Consider the following 21,911-nt stretch of genomic DNA (forward strand, 5'->3'; position numbering starts at 1 on the left):
GACATGGCCACACAGAAATTCGGGTTCCGGGGGCTGAGGGCCACGGCCTGCGCGGGGATGGGCCTGGCGGCGGGCGCCGCTGCTGCCCTGGCCCTGCAATGGCCCGCCTTCCAGGCATTGCGCACCCGGGTCGAGCACCTGGAGCAGGCAGCGCAGTCGCAGCGCCGCACCAGCCTCGCGTACCAGCAGCGGCTGCACTGGGAGTTGCTGAGCAAGGCGATGGACGATCCGGAACTGGCCGAGGTGCTGGACGTCTACGACGGGACCGTATCGCCGCGCAGGCAGCGGCAGTTCCTGTTCGCCAACGCCCTGTACACCAACGCCCTGTGCTACTACCGCATGGGCAACATGACCCGGGAGGAGTTCTTCGGCTTCGCCCGCGGCATGCTGCAGAACCCGGTGTTCCGCGCGTACTGGTACGCCACCCGCCCGCACCGGGCGACCCTCGAGGACACGTCCGAGGAGGCCCGTCTGGGGCAGATGGTCGACGACCTCCTGACGCAACTGGAGGAGGCGGACATCGACGAGTGGTGGGTGGTCGGGGACCCACCGGACTGAAGCGCTGTCCGCACTGGGGAGAGCGCAGAAGGCCCGGCATCGTGCAATGCCGGGCCTGGGCCGGGCCATACGTGGGAGGGTTCCCTCGCCGTGATCGGGGAGCAGACGTCGTACCGGACCGACAGACGTCGAACGCGGCCCCTCTCCCGCTACGCGTCGGGGATGTCGGCCTTGGCGTGCACGAGCGTCTCGCGGGACACGACCACGATGCGCTCGTAGTCGGCCCTCGACGCGTCGGCGGGCAGCATGCCGTCGAGTTCTTCGGTGAGGTCGGTACCGATCACAGCGAACCTGCCGTCGGACAGCTCGAAGATGTCGGGGCAATTGGCGCCGGTCGTGCTTCCCCGGGCGCTGGGAGGGGTGCCGATCCGGCGGATGATGTGGCTCACTGTTCTGGCGTTTCCTTTGTGGTTCCGAGGCGTGGCGGGGCCCGTCACCCTTGATGCGTGCGGCCCTGTAGGGCCGCGGCCTCGGCAACCGGGCGACGGGAAGCGGCGGTTCGGCGGTGGTCGACCCGGTTCGCTGGACGCGCAGTAGTCAACCTTGTTGACACCTGGGGAAACGCGTCGATTTATGGGTTCGTTACCGCCCAGCCGTGTGATGCTGCGGTCGGGAAAGTGACGGCGGATGTGCGGCGCCTACCGCCGGGCGCCCTGCGAGTAGTCCCTACCGGTCCATGCCTGGCCGGCCGTACTCCGACGCCTCATGCCCGTGCGCCCCTCCTCAGCAGCCGAACCCCGGCCCTGCCCCGGTCGTTGCGGACCCCCGCCCCGGACACCCCGCTCAGGCCAGTGGCACCGGCTCCGGTGCCTCCGGGCCCACGTAGCGGGCCACCGGGCGGATGATCTTCGTGTCCTCCGCCTGCTCCAGGATGTTCGCGCTCCAGCCCACCGCCCGCGCGGCGGCGAACGTCGGGGTGAACATCTCGCGGGGCAGACCGCAGAGTTCCATCACGACACCCGCGTAGTACTCGACGTTGGTGTGCAGCTCCCGGCCGGGCTTCAGCTCCGCCAGGATCGCTTCGACGTGCCGCTCGACCTCGATCGCGAAGTCCACCCGCGGGCCGCCGAACGACCGGGCGACCTCCCGCAGCATCCGTGACCGCGGGTCCTCCGTGCGGTAGATCGCGTGCCCGAACCCCATGATGCGGTCCCCGGCCAGCACCCGCTCGCGCACCCAGGAGTCGATGCGGTCCGGGCTGCCGATCGCGTCCAGGGTGTCCAGCGCGCGGCTGGGCGCACCACCGTGCAGCGGTCCCGACAGCGCCGCGACCGCGCCCGCCAGACACGCCGCCACGTCCGCCCCGGTCGAGGCGATGACCCGGGCGGTGAACGTCGACGCGTTGAAACCGTGGTCGATGGTGGAGATCAGGTACTGCTCGATCGCCCGGGCGTGCCGTTCGTCCGGTGTTGATCCGGTCAACATGTAGAGGTAGTTGGCCGCGTAGGACAGGTCCGGCCGGGGTTCGATCGGCTCCTGCCCGTGGCCCAGCCGGTGCAGCGCGGTGAGCAGGGTGGGGACGGCCGCCGCCGCCTCCAGCGTGTTCTGCCGACGCTCCTCCTCGTCGATGTCGTACACGGGGCGGAAACCCTTCGCCGCACCCAGCAGCGACAGCGCCGTCCGCATCCCCGCGAGCGGGCCGGAACGTCCGCCCGCCGCAGCGATGGCGGGCAGCGCCGCCCGCACCTCGCCGGGCAGCGCCCGCAGAGCGGCGGTCTCGGCCGCGAAGGCCGCGCGCTGTACGGGGCCGGGCAGTTCGCCGTGGACGAGGAGGTGCCAGACGTCCTCGAATCCGCGGCTGCGGGCGAGATCGACCGCCGAGTACTGCCGGTAGTGGTAGAAACCTTCGCGCCCTCGGACGTCGCCGATGCGGGTGTCGGTGACGACGACACCGGCGAGCCCCCGGGGCGCTTCGAGAAGAGCACCTGCGGACCTGTTGACGGACATGTCTGCCTCCCTGAACTTGATCCGACTGTCCATGATTGACTGAATGCCTGTCAATATTGATTGAATCAATGTGACAGTCAATGGACCAGCGGACGGATACGGTGACCCCCATGCGCGATCAAGAGACCGCCTCACCGGGCACGGAACGGCGGCTGACCACCAAGGAGGCCGCCGAACTGCTCGGCGTGAAACCGGAGACCCTGTACGCGTACGTGAGTCGCGGGCAGCTCAGCAGCCGGCGAGCAGCCGGCGGCCGGGGCAGCACCTTCGACGCAGCGGAGGTCGAAGCGCTCGCCCGGCGCAACCGGCGGGAGAGCGCCACCGGTCCCGGATCCGGCGGAGAGCTGGGCGTACGCACCCGCATCACGCTGATCGAGGGCGACCGGTACTACTTCCGCGGCGTCGACGCGGTCGACCTGGCAGCCCGGCACACCTACGAAGAGGTCGCCGAATGGCTGTGGACCGGCCGGCTGCGCCCGGGCGTCACGTTCGACGCACCCGCGCCCGCCGTCGCCGTCGCCCGCCGCGCGGTCGAGGCCCTGCCCGAACACGCCTCCCCCGCCGACCGGTTGCGTGTCGCGACCATCGCCGCCGCCACCGCCGACCCGCTGCGCTTCGACCTGTCCGAGGACGCCGTGCTCGGCACCGCGCGCACGCTCATCCCCACCCTCGTCGCCGCCCTCCCCCCGGCCTGGCACGGACGACGGGACGACGGCCCTCTGGCCCACCGCCTGTGGACCCGGCTGTCGCACCGCGAGGACCCGGACGAGGCGTCCCTGCGGGCCCTCGACACCGCACTGGCCCTCCTCGTCGACCACGACCTGGCCGCCTCCACGCTCGCGGTGCGTGTCGCGGCCTCGGCCCGGGCCCACGCCTATGCGGCCGTCTCCGCCGGGCTCGGTGTGATCGAGGGCCCGTTGCACGGTGCGGCCAGCGGGCTGGCGCACCGGCTCCTGCACGACGTGCTCGACCGGGGCGACGCGGCACCGGTGATCGCGGACGAGCTCCGCGCCGGCCGCCGCATCCCCGGACTGGGCCACCGCCGGTATCAGGGCGAGGACCCACGCGCGCGTGCCCTGTTCGCCCTCCTGGAGCGCGTCCCGCGTGCGGAGCCCGCCCTGCTCGCCGCCCGCGACATCGTCGAGACGGCCGCCCGCCACACACCGCTGCACGCCAACGTCGACCTGGCGCTGGCCGTGCTCACCACCTCCTGCGGCATGCCCGCCAGCGCCGGCGAGACGATCTTCGCCGTGGCCCGGACGGCGGGCTGGGTCGCCCATGCGCTGGAGGAGTACGGCGAACGCCCCCTGCGCATGCGCCCGAGCGGTCTGTACGTCGGCACGAGGCCGCCGCAACCCCTGCCGGAGTAGCCAGGGGCGGGGCCGAAATGAGCTCCCGCCCAACTCAGGTTAGGCTCACCTCTGTGAGTACGTGCTCAAGCGTCTCCCGGGACTCCGACGAGCCCGTTGCGGGGACCGCGGCCATCGCGAGGACCTGGCTGTTGCTGGAACAGCCCGGCCCATGGGGTGCCAAGGCGCTCACTTCGAGCCACCTGGACCCCGTGGTGGGCCGTGCCCTGGAGGCGGCCGCCAAGGACACGGGCGTACGGATCGTGCTCATCCGCCGCCCCGGACGGCACGCGGACCGCAGGATGCCCGCCACGCGCCGGGTGTTCGCGGCCCACACCGTCCCGGGGAACGTCTGGCTGCACAGCGCCACGACCTCCGATCCGGCCCGGCTGCTCGACCTCGACCTCGCCGCCCTCGGCCGGGGCGAGCACTCCGGCTTCGACGCCGTACTCGGCGGCCGGGCCCACGAGGGCGACCCCCTCGCCCTCGTCTGCACCAACGGCAAGCGTGACCGCTGCTGCGCCCTCCTCGGCAGGCCGCTCGCCGCCGAACTGGCCTCCTCGGGGGTTCAGGGCGTCTGGGAGGTCACCCATCTGGGTGGTCACCGCTTCTCCCCGACGGCCCTGGTCCTGCCGTACGGCTACGCCTACGGCCGTGCCGAGGCCCACGCCCTCAAGGAAGTCCTGCACCGTGCTCAGGAGGGTCGCGTCGTCGTGACGGGCTGCCGGGGCAGGTCGGCCTGGGAGCGGCCCGGCCAGGCGGCCGAGCTGGCCGTGCGCCACGCAACGGGCGAGGACGCTGCGGAGGCCCTGCGCGTGGTGCGGACGGCGGGCGCGGCACCGCGCTGGGAGGTGACGGTCGCCCACGTCGACGGACGCCGCTGGCGGGTCGACGTGGCCCAGGGCGCCGCACTGCCGCCGCGTCCGGAGAGCTGCGGGGCGGCGGTCCTCGGCTCCCCCGCGCGGATGGACGTGGTGGCGGTGCGCGAGGACAGGCTGACGTCCGCCCTGGCGAGCTGACCGTCCGTGTGACCGATGCGTCCACCGTGCAGTGTGGATCCGCCGATCCGCCGAGCGTGTCCAGGTGTTGATCAAGAGATCCATGCCACACCCGTTACGGCTGGTGGACGGCCGCACGTACCGTCTTGGGTATGAGCCCCACTGCACCCGTTCGCCGCCTGCGCCTCGGCCTGCCCCGGCGGGTGTTCTCGCAGGTACTGCTGATGCAGGTGGCGATCGCCGCAGGAGTCGCGGTCCTCGCGACGGGACTGTTCCTCGCGCCGCTCGGCGACCAGCTCGACGACCAGGCGATGCGCCGCGCGCTGGCGATCGCGCAGACGACCGCGCAGCAGCCGGGGCTCGCCGAGGAGGTCCGGGACACACCGCCCACGGTGAACGGCCCGGTGCAGCAGGAGGCGGAGCGGATCCGCGAGGCCACCAAGGCCGAGTACGTCGTGGTGATGGACTGGCGGGGCGTGCGCTGGTCCCACACCGACCCGAAGCAGATCGGCGGCATCGTCTCCACCGACCCCGGCCAGGCGCTGGCCGGCCGGGAGGTCATGGAGATCGACAACGGCACCCTGGGCCGTTCCGCCCGCGGCAAGGTGCCCCTGCGCGACGGTGACGGCACCGTGGTCGGCGCGGTCTCCGTCGGCATCGCCTACGACAGCGTCCGCGCCCGGCTGATCCACGCCATCCCCGGTCTGCTCGCCTACGCCGGCGGCGCGCTGGCCGTGGGGGCGCTGGCCGCCTGGCTCATCTCCCGGCGGGTCCAGCGACAGACCAGGGACCTGGCCTTCTCGGACATCGCGGCGCTGCTGTCGGAACGCGAGGCGATGCTGCACGGCATCCGCGAGGGGGTCGTCGCCCTGGACCGCACCGGCCGTATCCGGCTCGTCAACGACGAGGGGCAGCGTCTGCTCGGCCTCGGGGACACCGTGGTCGGCCGCACCCCCGACGAGGCGCTCGGTCCGGGCCGTACGGCCGACGTGCTGGCCGGGCGGGTCACCGGCACCGATCTGCTCACCGTGCGCGGCCAGCGGGTGCTGGTCGCCAACCGCATGCCCACGGACGACGGCGGCGCCGTGGCCACCTTGCGCGACCGCACGGAGCTGGAGCAACTGGGCCGCGAACTCGACTCCACCCGCGGTCTGATCGACGCCCTGCGCGCCCAGGACCACGAACACGCCAACCGGATGCACACCCTGCTGGGGCTGCTCGAACTGGAGATGTACGACGACGCCGTCGAGTTCGTCGGCGAGGTCGTCGGCGACCACCGGGCGACCGCGGAGCAGGTGACCGGGCGCATCGAGGACCCTCTGGTCGCGGCGCTGCTGGTGGGCAAGGCGACCGTCGCGGCCGAGCGGGGCGTCGCCCTCGGGGTGTCCGACCGGACCCGGCTGCCCGACCGGCTGGTCGACCCGCAGGGGCTCGTCACCGTCGTCGGGAACCTGGTGGACAACGCCCTGGACGCCGTGGCGGGCAAGCCGCACGCGCGCGTGGAGGTCGAACTGCGCACCGAGGGCCGTACGGCGATCCTGAGGGTGCGGGACACGGGGCCGGGAATCCCGCCCGGACAACGCGAGTTGATCTTCACCGAGGGATGGTCCACGAAGAAGCCCCCGGCGCACCGGGAGCGGGGCATCGGACTGTCGCTGGTGCGCCGGCTGGCCGAGCGGCAGGGTGGCAGCGCCACGGTCGGAGAGGCACACGGCGGGGGCGCCGAGTTCACGGTCGTCCTGCCGGACGCGCTGACCGAGGCCGGCCCGGCACCGGCCCTGACCGGGACGCCGTCCCGCCCGGCCCCACAGGAGGAGTCGTGATGATCGAGGTGCTGGTCGTGGACGACGACGCCAGGGTGGCCCGGGTGAACGCCGCCTATGTGGAGAAGGTGCCCGGCTTCCACGTCGCCGGTGAGGCCCACAGCGCCGCGGACGCACTGCACCAGTTGGAGACGCTGCCGAGGCTGGATCTGGTGCTGCTGGATCACTACCTGCCCGACGAGACGGGACTGGCCGTGGTCCAGGAGATGCGCCGGCGCGGCCTGCACACCGACGTGATCATGGTGACGGCGGCCCGGGACGTCTCGACCGTCCAGGCGGCCATGCGGCACGGGGCGCTGCAGTACCTGGTCAAGCCGTTCGCCTTCGCCGGACTGCGCGCCAAGCTGGAGGCGTACGCGGAGCTGCGCCGCACGCTGGACGGTGGCGGGGAGGCGGAGCAGGCCGAGGTCGACCGCATCTTCGGGGCGCTGTCGGCCGGTTCGGAGCCCTCCCTGCCCAAGGGGCACTCCCCCACCACGGCGGAACTCGTCCGCCAGTCCCTGATGAACGCCGACGGCCCCCTGTCGGCCCAGGAGATCGCCGAACGGACCGGAGTGAGCCGGCAGACCGCCCAGCGCTATCTGAAGCTCCTGGAACGCACCGGAAGGGCCAGGCTGACCCTGAAGTACGGCGACGCTGGCCGCCCGGAACACCGTTACGTGTGGGCGACGCGCGGCTGACGCCTTGTCCGGCCGACCGGCCGACCGCCCAGGCGGTCCTGACGAGGCCCCGCCTCCGGGACCGGCTCCCGCGGGAGGGCGTCGCGGTCGCTCCTGCGCCGCCCCCCGCCCCCGCCCCCGTCGGCGGTTGCTCCTACGCCGCCCCCGCCCCCGTCAGCGACCGCACCTCGGTCTCCGCCTGCTTGGCCTCGTCCGGCACTTCCGCCGAGGTGACCGTGCCGAGCCAGCCCGCGAGGAAGCCCAACGGTATCGAGACCAGGCCCGGGTTCTGCAGCGGGAAGTACTGGAAGTCGGCGTCGGGGAACAGCGCGTCGGGGCTGCCCGAGACCACCGGGGACAGCACCACGAGGACCACCGCGGGGATCAGCCCTCCGTAGACGGCCCACACCGCGCCCCGGGTGGTGAAACCGCGCCAGAACAGAGAGTAGAGCAGCACGGGGAGGTTCGCCGACGCGGCGACGGCGAAGGCCAGGCCCACCAGGAACGCCACGTTCAGGTCCCTGGCGAGCAGCCCGAGGGCGATCGCCACCACCCCGACCCCGACGGCCGCGACACGGGCCACCGCGACCTCGCTGCGCGGCTTGCCGCCCTCGCCCTTGCGCCGCAAGGACGCGTACAGATCGTGGGCGACCGAAGCGGAGGACGCGAGCGTGATGCCGGCGACCACGGCCAGGATCGTGGCGAAGGCGACCGCGGCGACGATCGCGAACAGCACCGTGCCGCCCGTGGACCCGGCGCCACCGCCCAGGTCGAGCGCCAGCAGGGGGACCGCGGTGTTCCCGGAGGCGTTGGAGGCGCGCACCACGTCCGGTCCCAGGACGGCCGCCGCGCCGAACCCGAGCACGATCGTCATCAGGTAGAAGCCGCCGATGAGACCGATGGCCCAGACGACGGAGCGGCGCGCGGCCCGTGCGGTGGGCACGGTGTAGAAGCGGGACAGGATGTGCGGCAGCCCCGCGGTCCCCAGGACCAGGGCCAGTCCCAGGCTGATGAAGTCGAACCGGGCCGTCCAGTCCCCGCCGTAGCGCAGTCCGGGCGCGAGGAACGCCTGTCCGTGGCCGCTGCGTTCGGCCGCCGTGAGCAGCAGCAGGTCCAGGTCGCCGTGGAACCGCAGCAGGACGAGCACGGTCAGCGCGGCACTTCCGCCGAGCAGCAGCACCGTCTTGACGATCTGGATCCATGTCGTGGCCCGCATGCCGCCCAGCGACACGTAGATCACCATGAGCACGCCGACCCCGACGACGGTCCAGGACCGGGCCGCCTCGCTCGTGCCGCCCAGGAGCAGCGCCACCAGGCTGCCGGCGCCGACCATCTGCGCCACCAGGTACAGCACGGACACGGTCACGGACGACGTCCCCGCCGCGATCCGTACCGGCCGCTCCCTCATCCGCGCCGCCACCACGTCGGCGAGGGTGAAGCGCCCGCAGTTGCGGACGAGTTCGGCGACCAGGAACAGCACCACCAGCCAGGCCACGAGGAACCCGACGACGTACAGCAGTCCGTCGTAGCCGAACAGCGCGATGAGCCCGGCGACTCCCAGGAAGCTCGCCGCCGACATGTAGTCGCCCGCGATGGCGAAACCGTTTTCCATGGGCGAGAAGAGCCGCCCGCCCGCGTAGAACTCCTCCGCCGAGCCCCGCCGGTTGCGGCTCACCCAGGTGGTGATCCCCAGGGTGACCGCGACGAACACGCTGAACAGCAGCAGCGCCAGCGTCTGATGCTCACTCGTCACGAGGCTCCTCCGTTCGCCTCGCGCGTCAGCTCCTGGGTGTCCCAGCGCAGTTCGAGCGCGGCCCGGTCCCTGCGCAGCCGCGCGTGCCGCGCGTACGCCCAGGTGAGCAGGAAGGTCGTGAGGAACTGCCCGAGCCCCGCGGCCATCCCGACGTTCATCGCCCCGGCCACGGGCCGCGCCATGAGCTGCGGCGCCGTCGTCGCGGCCACGACGTATCCCACGTACCAGGTGAAGAACACCGCGCAGGCCGGGACCACGAACCTCCGGTACCGCCGTCGCACCTCCTGGAAGGCCGCGCTGCGCTGCACCTCCAGGTAGATGTCCGCAGCGGCGACGCCGGTCTCCCCCTCGCGCGCCGGCGGGGCGGCCGCCTGCGCCGGCACGTCGGCCGACTCTCCCCAGCCGCTGGCGAGGGCGTCGTACCAGGGGTCGTCGTACCTCGGTTGTCCGGCCGCCCCGGCCGGGTCCGGTTCACGACCGTGGAGTTGCTCGACCGGACTCTCCTGACCGGCCCCGACTCCGCGGGAACGATCCTTGCTTGACTGCATGGTCAAGGATGGACAGAACGGGAAGATCCCCGACTCTTCTTCCCCGCGCTCTTCACCCCATCAGGTGACGCACCCTGCCGGTGGCCGCGCGAGCCCCTTCCGCAGGCGTAACGGACCGTGGAGCCCCGGGGCCGTGAACCTCCGGCTCACGACCCCCGCCCGGTCCGGCTACGCGTCGATCCGCGACCGGTCCAGCGTCGCCGCCGAGTTGGAGATGAACTCCTTGCGCGGCGCCACGTCGTTGCCCATCAGCAGATCGAAGACCTGCTCCGCGGCCTCCAGGTCGGACAGGTTGATCCGGCGCAGGGTGCGGTGGCGCGGGTCCATGGTCGTCTCGGCCAGCTGGTCCGCGTCCATCTCGCCCAGACCCTTGTAGCGCTGGATCGAGTCCTTGTAGCGGACGCCCTTGGTCTGGAACTCCATGAGCTTGTCGCGCAGTTCCCGGTCCGAGTACGTGTAGACGTACTTGTCCTGGCCCTTCTTCGGCTGGACGATCTCGATCCGGTGCAGCGGCGGCACCGCGGCGAAGACGCGGCCCGCCTCGACCATCGGCCGCATGTAGCGGTGGAAGAGGGTCAGGAGCAGCGTGCGGATGTGGGACCCGTCGACGTCGGCGTCGGTCATCATGATGATCTTGCCGTAGCGGGCCGTGTCGATGTCGAAGGTGCGGCCCGAGCCGGCTCCTATGACCTGGATGATCGCTCCGCACTCGGCGTTCTTGAGCATGTCGGTCACGGACGACTTCTGCACGTTGAGGATCTTGCCCCGGATCGGCAGCAGCGCCTGGAACTCGGAGTTCCGCGCGAGCTTGGCGGTGCCGAGCGCGGAGTCACCCTCGACGATGAACAGCTCGCTGCGGTCCACGTCGTCGCTGCGGCAGTCGGCGAGCTTGGCGGGCAGGGACGAGGACTCCAGGGCCGTCTTGCGGCGCTGGGCGTCCTTGTGCTGCCGGGCGGCGATACGCGTACGGGCCGCGGCGACGGCCTTCTCCATCACGACACGCGCCTGCTGGGCCGCGTCCCGCTTGGTGGACGTCAGGAACGCCTTCAGTTCCTTGCTGATCACGGTGTTCACGATGCGGCGGGCCGCCGAGGTCCCGAGGACCTCCTTGGTCTGCCCCTCGAACTGGGGCTCCGCGAGGCGCACGGTGACGACCGCCGTCATCCCTTCCAGGGCGTCGTCCTTGACGATGTCGTCCTCGGCGACGCGCAGCAGCTTCTTCGACCGCAGCACCTCGTTCATCGTCGTGGCGACGGCCTGCTCGAAGCCGGCGACGTGGGTGCCGCCCTTGGGGGTGGCGATGATGTTCACGAACGACTTCAGGGTCGTGTCGTATCCCGTGCCCCACCGGAGCGCGACGTCGACGTCGAGTTCACGGGTGACCTGGGTGGGCGTCATCTGCCCGTGCTCGTCCAGGACGGGGACGGTCTCCCGGAAGGTGCCCTGGCCGGAGAAGCGCAGGACGTCGCAGATCGGCTTGTCGGAGGCCAGGTACTCGCAGAACTCGCTGATGCCGCCGTCGAAGCGGAAGGACTCCTCGCCCTTGCTGCCGCCCTCGCCGAGGCCGTACTCGTCGCGCACGACGATGGTCAGGCCGGGCACCAGGAAGGCGGTCTGGCGGGCGCGCTGGTGCAGGTTCTCCAGGGAGAGCTTGGCGTCCTTGAGGAAGATCTGGCGGTCGGCCCAGTAGCGCACGCGCGTGCCGGTGCGGGACTTCGGGATCTTCTTGGCCTTGCGCAGTCCGCTCTTCGCCTCGAACTTGGCGTCGGGGCCGTTGCCGGAGAAGGCGCCGGGGACACCGCGGCGGAAGCTGATCGCGTGGGCGTGGCCCCCGCGGTCCACCTCGACGTCCAGGCGGGCGGACAGGGCGTTCACCACGGAGGCGCCGACGCCGTGCAGGCCGCCGGAGGCGGCGTAGGAGCCGCCGCCGAACTTGCCGCCGGCGTGCAGCTTGGTCATGACGACCTCGACACCCGAGAGGCCGGTCTTGGGCTCGACGTCGACCGGGATGCCCCGGCCGTTGTCCCGGACCTCGACCGAGCCGTCGTCGTGGAGGATCACCTCGATGTGGTCGCAGAAGCCGCCCAGGGCCTCGTCGACCGAGTTGTCGATGATCTCCCAGAGGCAGTGCATCAGGCCACGGCTGTCGGTCGAGCCGATGTACATTCCGGGGCGCTTGCGCACGGCCTCGAGCCCCTCGAGGACGAGCAGGTGCCGCGCGGTGTAGTTGGAACCGTCCCGGTCTGCTCCTGCCAGCAGAGCTGTGGGCGGCACGGACGTATCGGCGGTCACGCGGTTCGCTCCTCGCTGAATTTCAGATGGGGCCCTCGTGGGTAAGGGCGCGGCTTCGTTCACCGGTGAGAGGGTACCGAGGCCTGGTAGAGCCGTTGTCACGCCACCCTCGTCGAAAACTCAGACTAGTCCACAGTCGCATGCTTGTTCGATCCCTCGATGGAGTGAAGCACACATCACGTTCCCTTCGAGGCATGAACCATTTAGGCTCCGGGCACGTCCTCATGAACAACCGGCAACCCAGCCGGGAGGACCGACCACCGATACATGCGAAGCCCCGTAAGACACAGAGACACGCAATACGGCACATTCGCCGCCAACCGGCAGCAGACAGCCGCCTCGCAAGATTTTTTCGAGGAAAAGCCACGAGCGGGAACGTTTTGGGGCTGGTTGGATGTTGACCCTGGTACGACAGCTCGTCGAGCTAGAGAAGAGGCGACGTGACTACTGTTCTGACCCCTGCGAGCCAGTTGACGGCCGCTGATCGCTGCGACCGCTGCGGCGCCCAGGCGTACGTACGCGTCGTCCTGCTCAGCGGTGGAGAGCTGCTCTTCTGCGCCCACCACGGGCGCAAGTTCGAGCCGGAACTCAAGAAGATCGCCGCTGAGATACAGGACGAGACGGAGCGGCTCACGGCCGTTCCCGCGACTGCCTCCGAAGAAGAGCGCTGACACCTCGCGTCCGACGACGAGCCAGCACGGCACAGGCCGGTGAACGGGCGGCTGCCTCTGCACCCAGAGGCAGCCGCCCGTCCTCGTCCCCCCACGGCGGTTCAGGCGCCGTGACAGGCCCTGGCGGGCCGTCTCACGACCGGTCCCAGCCCAGCGCGCGGATGATCTCCGAGACGCGCATGTAGACCCCCGGGTTGCCGGCCCGGCCGCAGCCGATCCCCCAGGACACGAGCCCGATCAGCCGCCCCTGGGCCACCAGCGGCCCTCCGCTGTCCCCCTGGCAGGCGTCCCGGCCGCCCTCCGTCTCTCCGGCGCAGAGCATCGTCCGGGCGTCGTACGTCCCGTCCACGCCCCCCGGATACGCCTCCTCGCAGACCTCGTCGGCGAGGACCCGCACCGGCGCCGCCCGCAGGCTGCTCGGGTACTCCCCGGCGCCCGAGATGTCGCCCCAGCCGTACACGGTCGCCGCGCCACCCGCCGTGTACGCGGGGTCACCGTCCGGGGCCATCTCGATGACCGACTCGCGGGGCAGCGGTTCCGCGAGGCCGAGTACGGCGAAGTCCCCGGAGTTGCTCGCGCCGTCGTACGCCGGGTTGATCCAGGTGCGCTCCACGGCGACCTCCCGGCCCGACCCGTCGGTGAGGTCCGTGCGCCCCGCTATGACCTTCAGGTCCCGCACCCGCTCCGGCGGCCCGCCGAGTGCCTCCCGGCCGAGACAGTGGGCGGCCGTGAGCACGGTGCTGGGGCCCACCAGGGCGCCTCCGCAGAACTGCCCGGCCCGTGTACCCCCGAACCGGTCACGGCTCGCCAGAGCCACCGTCCAGGGGCTCTGCGCCACGTCGACCGGGAAGCCGCCTATGACGACACGGTCGGAGGCCTCGGCGGCGCCGGCGCTCACGGGTATGACGGACAGCGTGGCTGCGAGGGCCACGGCTCGGGCAAGGCGACGACGCATACCTGCTCCTCACTCCTTGGTGCCGTTGAGACACCCAGAGTGATCCACGGCGCCGCCCCTCGCACCCGCGCGGGCGGCACGGGAAAGGCCCGGTCCCTCGCGGGGAACCGGGCCTTGTGCCGTGTGCGGACGATCAGTCGAGGTAGTCGCGCAGCACCTGGGAACGCGACGGGTGGCGCAGCTTCGACATGGTCTTCGACTCGATCTGGCGGATCCGCTCACGCGTGACGCCGTAGACCTTGCCGATCTCGTCGAGGGTCTTCGGCTGACCGTCGGTGAGACCGAACCGCATCGAGACGACGCCGGCCTCACGCTCGGAGAGCGTGTCGAGGACGGAGTGCAGCTGCTCCTGCAGAAGCGTGAAGCTGACCGCGTCGGCCGGGACGACGGCCTCGGAGTCCTCGATGAGGTCACCGAACTCGCTGTCGCCGTCCTCGCCCAGCGGGGTGTGCAGGGAGATGGGCTCGCGGCCGTACTTCTGGACCTCGATGACCTTCTCGGGGGTCATGTCGAGCTCCTTGGCCAGCTCCTCCGGGGTGGGCTCGCGGCCCAGGTCCTGGAGCATCTGACGCTGCACGCGCGCGAGCTTGTTGATGACCTCGACCATGTGCACCGGGATACGGATGGTGCGGGCCTGGTCGGCCATGGCGCGGGTGATCGCCTGCCGGATCCACCAGGTGGCGTACGTGGAGAACTTGTAGCCCTTGGTGTAGTCGAACTTCTCGACCGCGCGGATCAGACCGAGGTTGCCCTCCTGGATGAGGTCCAGGAACAGCATGCCGCGGCCGGTGTAGCGCTTGGCCAGGGAGACCACCAGGCGGAGGTTGGCCTCCAGGAGGTGGTTCTTGGCGCGGCGGCCGTCCTCGGCGATGATCTCCAGCTCGCGCTTGAGCTTCGGAGCCAGCTTGTCGGCGTTGGCCAGCTTGTCCTCGGCGAACAGGCCCGCCTCGATGCGCTTGGCGAGCTCGACCTCCTGCTCGGCGTTGAGCAGGGGCACCTTGCCGATCTGCTTGAGGTAGTCCTTGACCGGGTCGGCGGTGGCGCCGGCGGCCGCGACCTGCTGCGCCGGGGCGTCGTCCTCGTCCTCGTCGGACAGCACGAAGCCCGCGGCCTCGGTGCCCTCGGGCTCCTCGCCGGCCTTGCCGGGGGCTGCTTCCTCGAGCACCTCCTCCTCGAGGATCTCGGCGTCGTCCTTCTTGCCGCCGGTCTTCTTCGCCGCCGTCTTCTTGGCGGTCGCCTTCTTCGCGACCGTCTTCTTGGCGGTGGTGGTCTTCTTGGCGGCCGCCTTCTTCGCGGCGGGCGCCTCTTCCTCGCCGGCGGGCTCCTCGGCGGGCGCCGCCGGGGTGGCGGTGGCAGTGGCCTTCCGGGTGGTCACCGCCTTGGCCGCGACCGTCTTGGTGGCGGTGCGCTTGGCGGGGGTCTTCGCTGCGACGCTCTTTCGGGTGCGCTTGGGCTCTGCGGCACTGACCATCAGCGTCACACCCTCTTCCTCGAGGATCTGGTTGAGGCTGCGCAGTACGTTCTTCCACTGAGTGGCCGGAATCTGGTCAGCTTCGAAGGCCCGACGCACGTCATCGCCGGCGATCTGCCCCTCAGCCTTTCCCCGCTCAATGAGCGCCATGACAGAGACGGACTCGGCGATCTCCGGCGGGAGCGTACGGGATGTGCTGGCCGACACGAACAACCTCTCGGAACGTTGGAAAACGGCTTCCGGCCCCATCCACGGGGGGACAGGAGCCGACCGCCGGCTTGGGGATGGGCCGACGGTGCGGGCGGGGGCCGGGGAAGATGCACAGCGCCGTGAACGACGTCCGTATTCCCTCCGCGGCTGTCACCTCTTAGGTCATCGCGTTCTTCCCGCGAGCGTTACGCCTAATCTCCGTGGCCCGAGTCACACCCCGTAAGCGGACAAAAACGGTCAGACGCGAGCACATGAGGTCACCTACGGTACCGGCCCGGCCAGCGGCGAAGCGAAGACTCCGCAGCGCACCGGCCGGGAACGGGCGGAGCCCTCAGCGGAAGCCCACAGGGGAAGCCCCCAGGGGAAGCCGCGACGCCCGGGGCGAAGACCCCCGTACCGTCGGACCCCGCCGGATCCATGGCGATCCGGCGGGGTCCGAAGGGGGGCGGATCACCGACTGGGCACTGCCACAGGAGGGGGGTGGCACACCCGGCCGCGCCGCCCGCGGAACGAGGTCAGTGCTCGCGCGGGGCGGGCACCACCCGTTCCACCTCGGGGTGGACCGTGAGCAGTTGGCGCATCGCCGCCTCGGCGCCCGCGCCGTCACCGGCGGCGAGGGCGTCACAGATGCGGCCGTGGTGGGCGAGGGAGGCCTCGTTCGGGCGGTCACAGCCCGTGACCGGGCCGCCGGAGACCTGGAGGGCGGCGGACACGATGCCCGACAGGTGCTCGAGCATGCGGTTGCCCGCGACCTGGATGAGCATCGAGTGGAACTCGGCGTCGGCCCGGGAGAAGGTGAGCGCGTCACCCTGTGCCATCGCGTGCCCCATGATCTCGACCATGTCCGTCAGGCGCTGCTGGACGTCCTCGCGCCCGTGCCCGGCGGCGAGGCGGGCGGCGAGCGGCTCGATCGTCCAGCGCAGCTCGCTCAGCTCGCGACGCTGGTCGTCGCGCTGCGGACCGAAGGCACGCCACTCGATGATGTCCGGGTCGAGGAGGTTCCAGTCGCTCACCGGACGCACCCGCGTCCCGACGTTCGGGCGGGCACTCACCAGGCCCTTCGCCTCCAGGACGCGCAGGGACTCGCGCACGACGGTGCGGGAGACCTCGAAACGCTGGCCGATCTCCTCGGGCACCAGGGGACGGTCGGCCCCCAGGTCACCGGAGACGATCATCTGACCCAGCTGCTGGACGAGTTGGCCGTGCAGTCCGCGGCCGCGGCTGCCCGCGGCGCGCCGGCCCACGCGCCCCAGCTCGTGGTCCGCTCCGTCCCAGGCAGGCACCCCGACACGGTCGACGGCGGGCGCCTCCGCGTAGGGGTAGCGGTCGAGTTCGCCCGGGTTCGCGAGGCCGGAGTCGGCGGAGCGGGCGGCGGTCATCATGGTGTGCGCAAGGGTACTCACGCATCCTTTGTCGGCGTCGTCTCCAACTCCCTTGAGGTCTTTGGTGAAAAGCACACGAAAGGGTGATCGCTCACCCCGTCGCAATTGACGCCTTATCGGAAAGAAATGGGCGTTCTGCGGGGAGTTGTGCGCATGGCCGAACTAAGGGTCACGGACAGTCGTCATCCGAGTCTGCTGCGCAACGAGGTGAACAGGTAGGCGCAGAGCAGCGTGGCCAGCGACAACGTCAGCGCGCCACCGACCGGTTGGGAGACCATGCCGAACGCGACCTCCAGGTACCGCTCGCCCCCGAACGGCCACCGTGGAAGGAAGGCCTCCCGCAGCCGAGCGGGAAGTCCGGCCGCGGTTCGCACGGACGGGCCGGTCACGAGCTTGTGCACGACGGGCACGACGAGGAGGGGGACCGCCGCCACGGCGGCCAGCCCCGCCGAGGTGGACCGGAAGACTCCTGCCGCCAGCACCCCTGCCCAGGCGCAGCCGACCACGAGGCCGATCCACCCCGCACCGAGCGCGGCCCAGCCGGCGGGAACGCGGGCGAGTTCCGGGCCGTAGACAAGGTGGAGCACTTCGGCGTCGCAGCCGACGGTGAGCACGGCCAGCATCAGGGCGGTGATCGAGGAGACGGTCAGTTTGGCGGCCAGCAGACTCAGGCGGCGGGGGACGGTGCCGCGGTCCGCCGCGAGGGCGGGGTGCCGGAACTCGTCACCGAAGGACAGCGCGCCCAGCAGTCCCGCGCCGAGTGCCGCGGGCGGCAGGGGAAGCTCCTGCGGCCAGGCGGCGAGCAGACGCGGCTGCGGCGTGTGCCCGATCCGGGCCAGTACGACAGCGGTCACGGCGGAGACGACGAGGACGACGGCTCCGGTGAGGAAGCCGGTACCCACTCCGGCGGCACGGCGGATCTCGTAGCGCAGCGGGCGGAGGGGACTGGGCGCGGGCCGGACGGAGATGGGGGGCGGGAGAGGGGGAAGCTGGTCGAGGGTCCGGGTTCTGGGAGCGGGGGGTTGTGCGTCACTCGGCTCTGCGTCTTCCGTGGTGGGCCGGCGGTCGGGCGTCGGGCACGACGCGGGGGCCACCGCTGTCTGTTCCCTCTCGTCACCGGCGACCCGGTGAGTGCCGGCATCGTCGAGTGCGCTGCTGCCGGGAGACGCCGAAGGTGTGGGCGTGGGCGTGTGCCCGGGCGTGAGGGCCGGCAGCCCGGCAGGCGGGGGCTGAACCTCGGGACCAGTGCGATCCGGTTCGTGGCAGGGCGTCGGCCGCGCATGGTCGACTGTTCCTGCCCCTGGGCCCATGTTACCGATCTCGTCGGCCAGTTGATGCACCAAGATGCCATGACGGAAAGCGACCTCGCCGACGTCTGCGCAGCTACTGCCGTAGACGGACAGGCGGTTGCCGCCTTCGCGGACGACCTCGACGGAACGTCGCGCGGTGCGCGCCTGCTTGGCCAGCAGGGTGGCCAGACGCGCCGCATGCGGACTGCGTACGGCGACCCGGGGACGGAGCCGGGTGCGTGCGAACTCCGCGGCTTCCTGATCGGCCACGAGTCTGCCCTGTTCGAGCGTGACGACGTGATCGGCGTCCCGAGCGGCCTCCTTGGGGTCCGCTGTGGTGAACAGGACCGTTCCACCCTGGGCGGCATACGCGCGCAGCGTGGTGTGCATCCAGGTGCTCTCACGGGTCGAGAGCCCGTCGGTCGGGCCGTCCAGGACAAGGGTGTGCGGGTCGGCAAGGAGCGCACACGCCAGGCCGAGCCGACGGTCCATGCCGCGCGAGAGCGTGCCGAGGCGCTCGTCGCGCAGACTCACCAGCCCGACGGCCTCGAGGACTTCATCCGCTCGCCGGACCGGAACGCCCGCGGCCGCGCACAGCATGCGCAGATGCCCGCGGACCGTACGGGCCGGGTGCCCCGATACATCACCCAGCAGCACGCCGACCTCTCGTGAGGGGTGGGCGATCCGGTGCAGTGGCCGGCCCCGGAAGTGGGTGATGCCACGGCCTTGTTGGAGTTCGAGCATGAGTCTGAGCACCGTCGTCTTGCCGGCGCCCGGTGCTCCGAGCAGCGCGGTGACGCGGCCGGCTCGCGCCTCGAAGGAGACGTCATCGGCTGCGGGCGGAAGCTCTTTGCGGCGGTTGCTGGTCAGTCCGAAGGCCTCGATCACCCGCAGCAAGATAGCGCGCTATGTCCCCTTTTTCGGGCACCGTGCGGCCCGCGCAGGGCATGGTGGAGCGGCGGATTCGAACCGGCGCGAGCGAGTATCGCGTCGGTGTCGCGTCCGCCCGTGTCGCCGGTCAGACTTCGGGGCGCAGCATCGGGGGGTTGAGCAGCGTCGCGCCACCGGCGCGGAAGAGCTGCGCGGGGCGCCCGCCCTGGCGGGTGGTCGTCCCACCGGTCGGGACGAGGAAGCCGGGGGTGCCCGTGACCTTGCGGTGGAAGTTGCGGGGGTCCAGCGCCACGCCCCAGACCGCCTCGTACACCCGGCGCAGCTCTCCCACGGTGAACTCGGGCGGGCAGAAGGCCGTCGCCAGCGACGAGTACTCGATCTTGGAGCGCGCCCGCTCCACGCCGTCCGCGAGGATCTGCGCGTGGTCGAAGGCGAGCGGGTCGACCACATCCCCATCGCGTCCGTAACCGCCCTGCTGCAGCAGTTCCTCCACCGGTGCCCATCGCGCGTTGCTGGCGTCGCCGCCCGCCCGGGGCGCGGGCAGGTCGGGAGCGAGCGCGAGATGCGCGACGCTCACGACCCGCATCCTGGGGTCCCGCTCGGGATCGCCGTAGGTGGCGAGCTGCTCCAGATGCGCGCCGTTGTCCTGGGCGGGCGCGGACGGGTCGTGGACCCGCAGCCCGGTCTCCTCGGCGAGTTCGCGCGCAGCGGCCTGCGCCAGGTCCTCGTCGGCCCGTACGAAACCGCCGGGCAGCGCCCACCGGCCCTGGAACGGCGGTTCGCCCCTGCGTACCGCCAGCGCACAGAGGGCGTGGCGACGCACGGTCAGCACGACCAGGTCCACGGTGACGGCGAAGGGCGGAAACGCTGACGGGTCGTAGGGCATGCGGCGATCATAGTCGTCTGCCTGACGATAAACACTCCCTTCGCTGGTTCCCCCGGCCACTGATCCACTTCCGGGCCGTACCGGTTGCGCCGTCCGGTGACAGGTGCCTGCCGGCGACGGGTCTTGGCTGGTCACACCCCCAGTTGCAGTCCGTCGGCCGCCTCCTCGACCATGGCGAGACCGAGTCGGCTGACCCGCACGGAGAAAGGTGCTCCGGCCACCCGCAGTCCCGTGAAGCCGATCTCGCCCAGGGGCGCGCTGCGCATCGGCCGGAGGGTCACGGTGCCGGCCGGGGCGTCCGGGCGGATACCGGCCAGGGTGGTCAGCAGCAGGACCCCTGCCGCCGCCGGGATGGCCGCGGGCCGGCAGGCCGCCGGGTGCGGCAGAGGCGTGCTGCCCTGCATACGCTGCTCCCCCGCGTACATCTCGGGCAGGCGGTAGGCGAAGGTTTCCGCGGCAGCGAGGACGCCGTGCAGCAGCGCGTCCGCCTCCTTCTCGTACTCCGCGGCGGCCAATCCCGCCGCTGCGAGTGCTGTCTCCTGGATGCGTACGGCACCGGCGCGGTGGCCGAACGGGTTGTAGCCGGGCTCCTTGGCCCCCAGCCCGCGCAGGCCCCAGCCGGAGTCCATGGCGGGGCTTCCCAGCAGCCGGGCGAGGTTCTCCGTCTGCACCTTGTCGAGCAGGCCGGGGGCCGGCTCGCCGCGCCCCAGCAACCCGGTGTCGAGGAGGTGGACGGTGGAGGCGCCCAGACAGGGCACGGGTCTGCCGTCAGGGGTGCGGGCCGCGGCAGGCCGGCCGCCCCCTCGATCGTCGATCCAGAAGTCCCGCCGGAAGGCGGTTCGCAGGGCTAGTGCCCACTGCCGCAGTTCCTCCGCGCCCGTCCGTCCGCAGGCATCGAGGAGGTCGGCGCCGAGCAGCGCTGCTCGGTGGGCATGCGCCTGTGTCTCGCAGCGGAGGAGTCCGCCCGGGTACGGGTCGCGCAGATACACGGCGTCGCCTGCGGATCTCCGCAGCCAGTTCAGACAGCGCTCGGCTGTGGGCAGCAACTCCTCCGCCTCCTGCTCGGGGAGTCCCCAGCGGCGCGCTTCGGCGAGCAGCACGGGGAAGAGCAGCGTGGCCTCCGTCCCCGTGCAGTGCGGCGGGAGGTGCAGGCCGGCGTCCCGTCGTGGTCCCGGGATCATCCCCGCCAGCGATCCCGGGCCTGCGAGCTGGGTGCGGGCGAGGGTGCGCAGCGTGCCCCCGGCCAGGCCGGTCCCGAGCGGAAGCGCCATCCGGGCCGCCACGAGCGCGTCGGCGGGAGCGGGGCCGCACCGCCAGGGGACTCCGGCGGCGAGGTGAAGGTCGGCGGGGTGCGCGGCGTCTCGCAGCAGCAGCGCTTGCAGGTCCTCGATGCTCGTCCGGAGGAGAGTGGCCGCTCTGGGATCGTCGCCCTCTGCGCGTGCGGCGGCGAGGGGGCTCGTCGCCGCACGACCCGCGGTGCGCAGCGGCCCAGCTCCGTCCGGCCGCACCCGCAGTTCCACACTCGTGCTGCCGCCCGGGGGCAGTACGAGTTCCCACCGCAGCAACCCCGTCGAGGCGAGGGCGTCCGCGGGCGGTGGTTCGGCGGTCACGGTGGCGTTGCCTGCCGCGCAGGACCAGCGCAGACCGGAACCGTGAACGCTGGCGGGCAGTTCCGGTCCCGCCTCGCCCGAGGCGATGGCCCGCAGGTCGGCGAGGTCGGTGCCCAGCGTCACTTCGACCGGTACCGGCAGCGGCCGACTCGACGAACTGTGCAGGGTGATTCGCTCCGTGCCGTCCGCGAAGCGGGTGCGTTCGACGAACACGTCCGGGTCGGGGCCGGTCTGCGCGGTCGTGCGCAGCGTGCCGACGAACCGGGCACGGTCGGCCGCGGCCAGCCGGGCCTGTACGGGGAGAGGCTCCTGCCCGGCCACGCGGACCTCGCAGCGGGAAAGCACCCGGCGACCGGCGCGGTAGAAGCCCTCCAGACCGCGTCCGGTCAACTGACCTTCCTCCGTCGAGATGGCCAGCCCGGGCAGGGCCACGCAGATCATGACCGAGTGGGCAGGGGGCAACTCGTCAGGGCGACCCGGTCCTGCCACGGCTCCGCGCCGGGGTGGGGTGCTGACGGCAGGGCGTATCGCGGCAGCACCCATGGGGGTTGGGCGTCTCGTCCGGGTCAACGGGCTGGTCGGCGGTGGCGGGTGGCTTCCCGGGCCTCCCGGACCCGCC

The 21,911-nt window shown here is 71.7% G+C and carries 17 protein-coding genes; 6 read left to right on the forward strand and 11 right to left on the reverse strand.

Features of this window, described 5'->3' with window-relative positions; translation table 11 throughout:
* The first annotated feature begins 3 nt into the window (after positions 1–3).
* The gene (locus tag ACZ6ZN_RS07135; protein WP_469643740.1) at positions 4–558 is read left to right on the forward strand and encodes a DUF6082 family protein; all 555 of its coding nucleotides are present in this window, start codon (positions 4–6) and stop codon (positions 556–558) included.
* Positions 559–707: 149 nt separating this feature from the next.
* On the opposite strand, the gene ACZ6ZN_RS07140 is transcribed toward ACZ6ZN_RS07135, so the two are convergent.
* Both ACZ6ZN_RS07140 and ACZ6ZN_RS07145 read right to left on the reverse strand, forming a co-directional pair.
* A complete protein-coding gene (locus tag ACZ6ZN_RS07140) occupies positions 708–947 on the reverse strand; it encodes a hypothetical protein (RefSeq protein ID WP_469643742.1) in 240 nt (79 codons plus the stop codon).
* Between the two features lie 394 nt (positions 948–1,341).
* On the reverse strand, positions 1,342–2,505 hold the full coding sequence (locus ACZ6ZN_RS07145; RefSeq protein WP_469643745.1) for a citrate synthase: 1,164 nt from the start codon (positions 2,503–2,505) through the stop codon (positions 1,342–1,344).
* A 110-nt stretch (positions 2,506–2,615) separates the two neighbouring features.
* Between ACZ6ZN_RS07145 and ACZ6ZN_RS07150 the strand changes: the two genes are divergently transcribed.
* The 4 genes from ACZ6ZN_RS07150 (at position 2,616) to ACZ6ZN_RS07165 (ending at position 7,355) form a co-directional block, all read left to right on the forward strand.
* The gene (locus ACZ6ZN_RS07150; RefSeq protein ID WP_469643748.1) at positions 2,616–3,875 is read left to right on the forward strand and encodes a citrate/2-methylcitrate synthase; all 1,260 of its coding nucleotides are present in this window, start codon (positions 2,616–2,618) and stop codon (positions 3,873–3,875) included.
* Positions 3,876–3,928: 53 nt separating this feature from the next.
* On the forward strand, positions 3,929–4,873 hold the full coding sequence (locus tag ACZ6ZN_RS07155; protein ID WP_469643751.1) for a sucrase ferredoxin: 945 nt from the start codon (positions 3,929–3,931) through the stop codon (positions 4,871–4,873).
* Between the two features lie 131 nt (positions 4,874–5,004).
* A complete protein-coding gene (locus ACZ6ZN_RS07160; protein WP_469643754.1) occupies positions 5,005–6,675 on the forward strand; it encodes a sensor histidine kinase in 1,671 nt (556 codons plus the stop codon).
* Positions 6,675–7,355, forward strand: coding sequence for a response regulator (locus ACZ6ZN_RS07165; protein ID WP_398109852.1), 681 nt, complete (start codon positions 6,675–6,677; stop codon positions 7,353–7,355). Before ACZ6ZN_RS07160 ends, ACZ6ZN_RS07165 begins: the two co-directional genes overlap by 1 nt.
* A gap of 133 nt (positions 7,356–7,488) precedes the next feature.
* Here the strand turns inward: ACZ6ZN_RS07165 and ACZ6ZN_RS07170 are convergent, their stop codons facing one another.
* The 3 genes from ACZ6ZN_RS07170 to ACZ6ZN_RS07180 form a co-directional block, all read right to left on the reverse strand.
* Positions 7,489–9,087 carry a solute symporter family protein gene (locus tag ACZ6ZN_RS07170; protein WP_469643755.1) on the reverse strand — a complete coding sequence of 533 codons (1,599 nt, stop codon included), beginning with the start codon at positions 9,085–9,087 and terminating at the stop codon, positions 7,489–7,491.
* On the reverse strand, positions 9,084–9,635 hold the full coding sequence (locus ACZ6ZN_RS07175) for a DUF485 domain-containing protein (RefSeq protein WP_469644012.1): 552 nt from the start codon (positions 9,633–9,635) through the stop codon (positions 9,084–9,086). The genes ACZ6ZN_RS07170 and ACZ6ZN_RS07175 overlap by 4 nt, the downstream gene beginning before the upstream one ends.
* Before the next feature lie 168 nt (positions 9,636–9,803).
* Complete coding sequence (locus ACZ6ZN_RS07180; RefSeq protein WP_469643758.1) at positions 9,804–11,927, reverse strand: DNA gyrase/topoisomerase IV subunit B; 2,124 nt, start codon at positions 11,925–11,927, stop codon at positions 9,804–9,806.
* Between the two features lie 440 nt (positions 11,928–12,367).
* Here ACZ6ZN_RS07180 and ACZ6ZN_RS07185 point away from each other — a divergent pair, with 440 nt between their 5' ends.
* Entirely contained in the window at positions 12,368–12,598 is a 231-nt protein-coding gene (locus ACZ6ZN_RS07185; RefSeq protein WP_398109856.1) for a DUF7455 domain-containing protein, read from the forward strand.
* A 133-nt stretch (positions 12,599–12,731) separates the two neighbouring features.
* On the opposite strand, the gene ACZ6ZN_RS07190 is transcribed toward ACZ6ZN_RS07185, so the two are convergent.
* From ACZ6ZN_RS07190 to ACZ6ZN_RS07215, 6 genes are all read right to left on the reverse strand, one after another.
* Positions 12,732–13,553 (reverse strand): S1 family peptidase, encoded by an 822-nt coding sequence (locus ACZ6ZN_RS07190; protein WP_469643762.1) that lies wholly within the window; start codon positions 13,551–13,553, stop codon positions 12,732–12,734.
* A 133-nt stretch (positions 13,554–13,686) separates the two neighbouring features.
* Complete coding sequence (locus tag ACZ6ZN_RS07195; RefSeq protein ID WP_451876922.1) at positions 13,687–15,231, reverse strand: RNA polymerase sigma factor; 1,545 nt, start codon at positions 15,229–15,231, stop codon at positions 13,687–13,689.
* Between the two features lie 518 nt (positions 15,232–15,749).
* The gene (locus ACZ6ZN_RS07200; protein WP_398109859.1) at positions 15,750–16,637 is read right to left on the reverse strand and encodes a FadR/GntR family transcriptional regulator; all 888 of its coding nucleotides are present in this window, start codon (positions 16,635–16,637) and stop codon (positions 15,750–15,752) included.
* Positions 16,638–16,798: 161 nt separating this feature from the next.
* On the reverse strand, positions 16,799–18,793 hold the full coding sequence (locus ACZ6ZN_RS07205) for an ABC transporter ATP-binding protein (RefSeq protein WP_469643765.1): 1,995 nt from the start codon (positions 18,791–18,793) through the stop codon (positions 16,799–16,801).
* Positions 18,794–18,923: 130 nt separating this feature from the next.
* Positions 18,924–19,682 (reverse strand): NUDIX hydrolase, encoded by a 759-nt coding sequence (locus tag ACZ6ZN_RS07210; RefSeq protein WP_398109861.1) that lies wholly within the window; start codon positions 19,680–19,682, stop codon positions 18,924–18,926.
* Between the two features lie 131 nt (positions 19,683–19,813).
* Entirely contained in the window at positions 19,814–21,733 is a 1,920-nt protein-coding gene (locus ACZ6ZN_RS07215; RefSeq protein ID WP_469644015.1) for an amylo-alpha-1,6-glucosidase, read from the reverse strand.
* Between the last annotated feature and the right edge of the window lie 178 nt (positions 21,734–21,911).

The organism is Streptomyces sp. NPDC053665 (assembly GCF_055585285.1).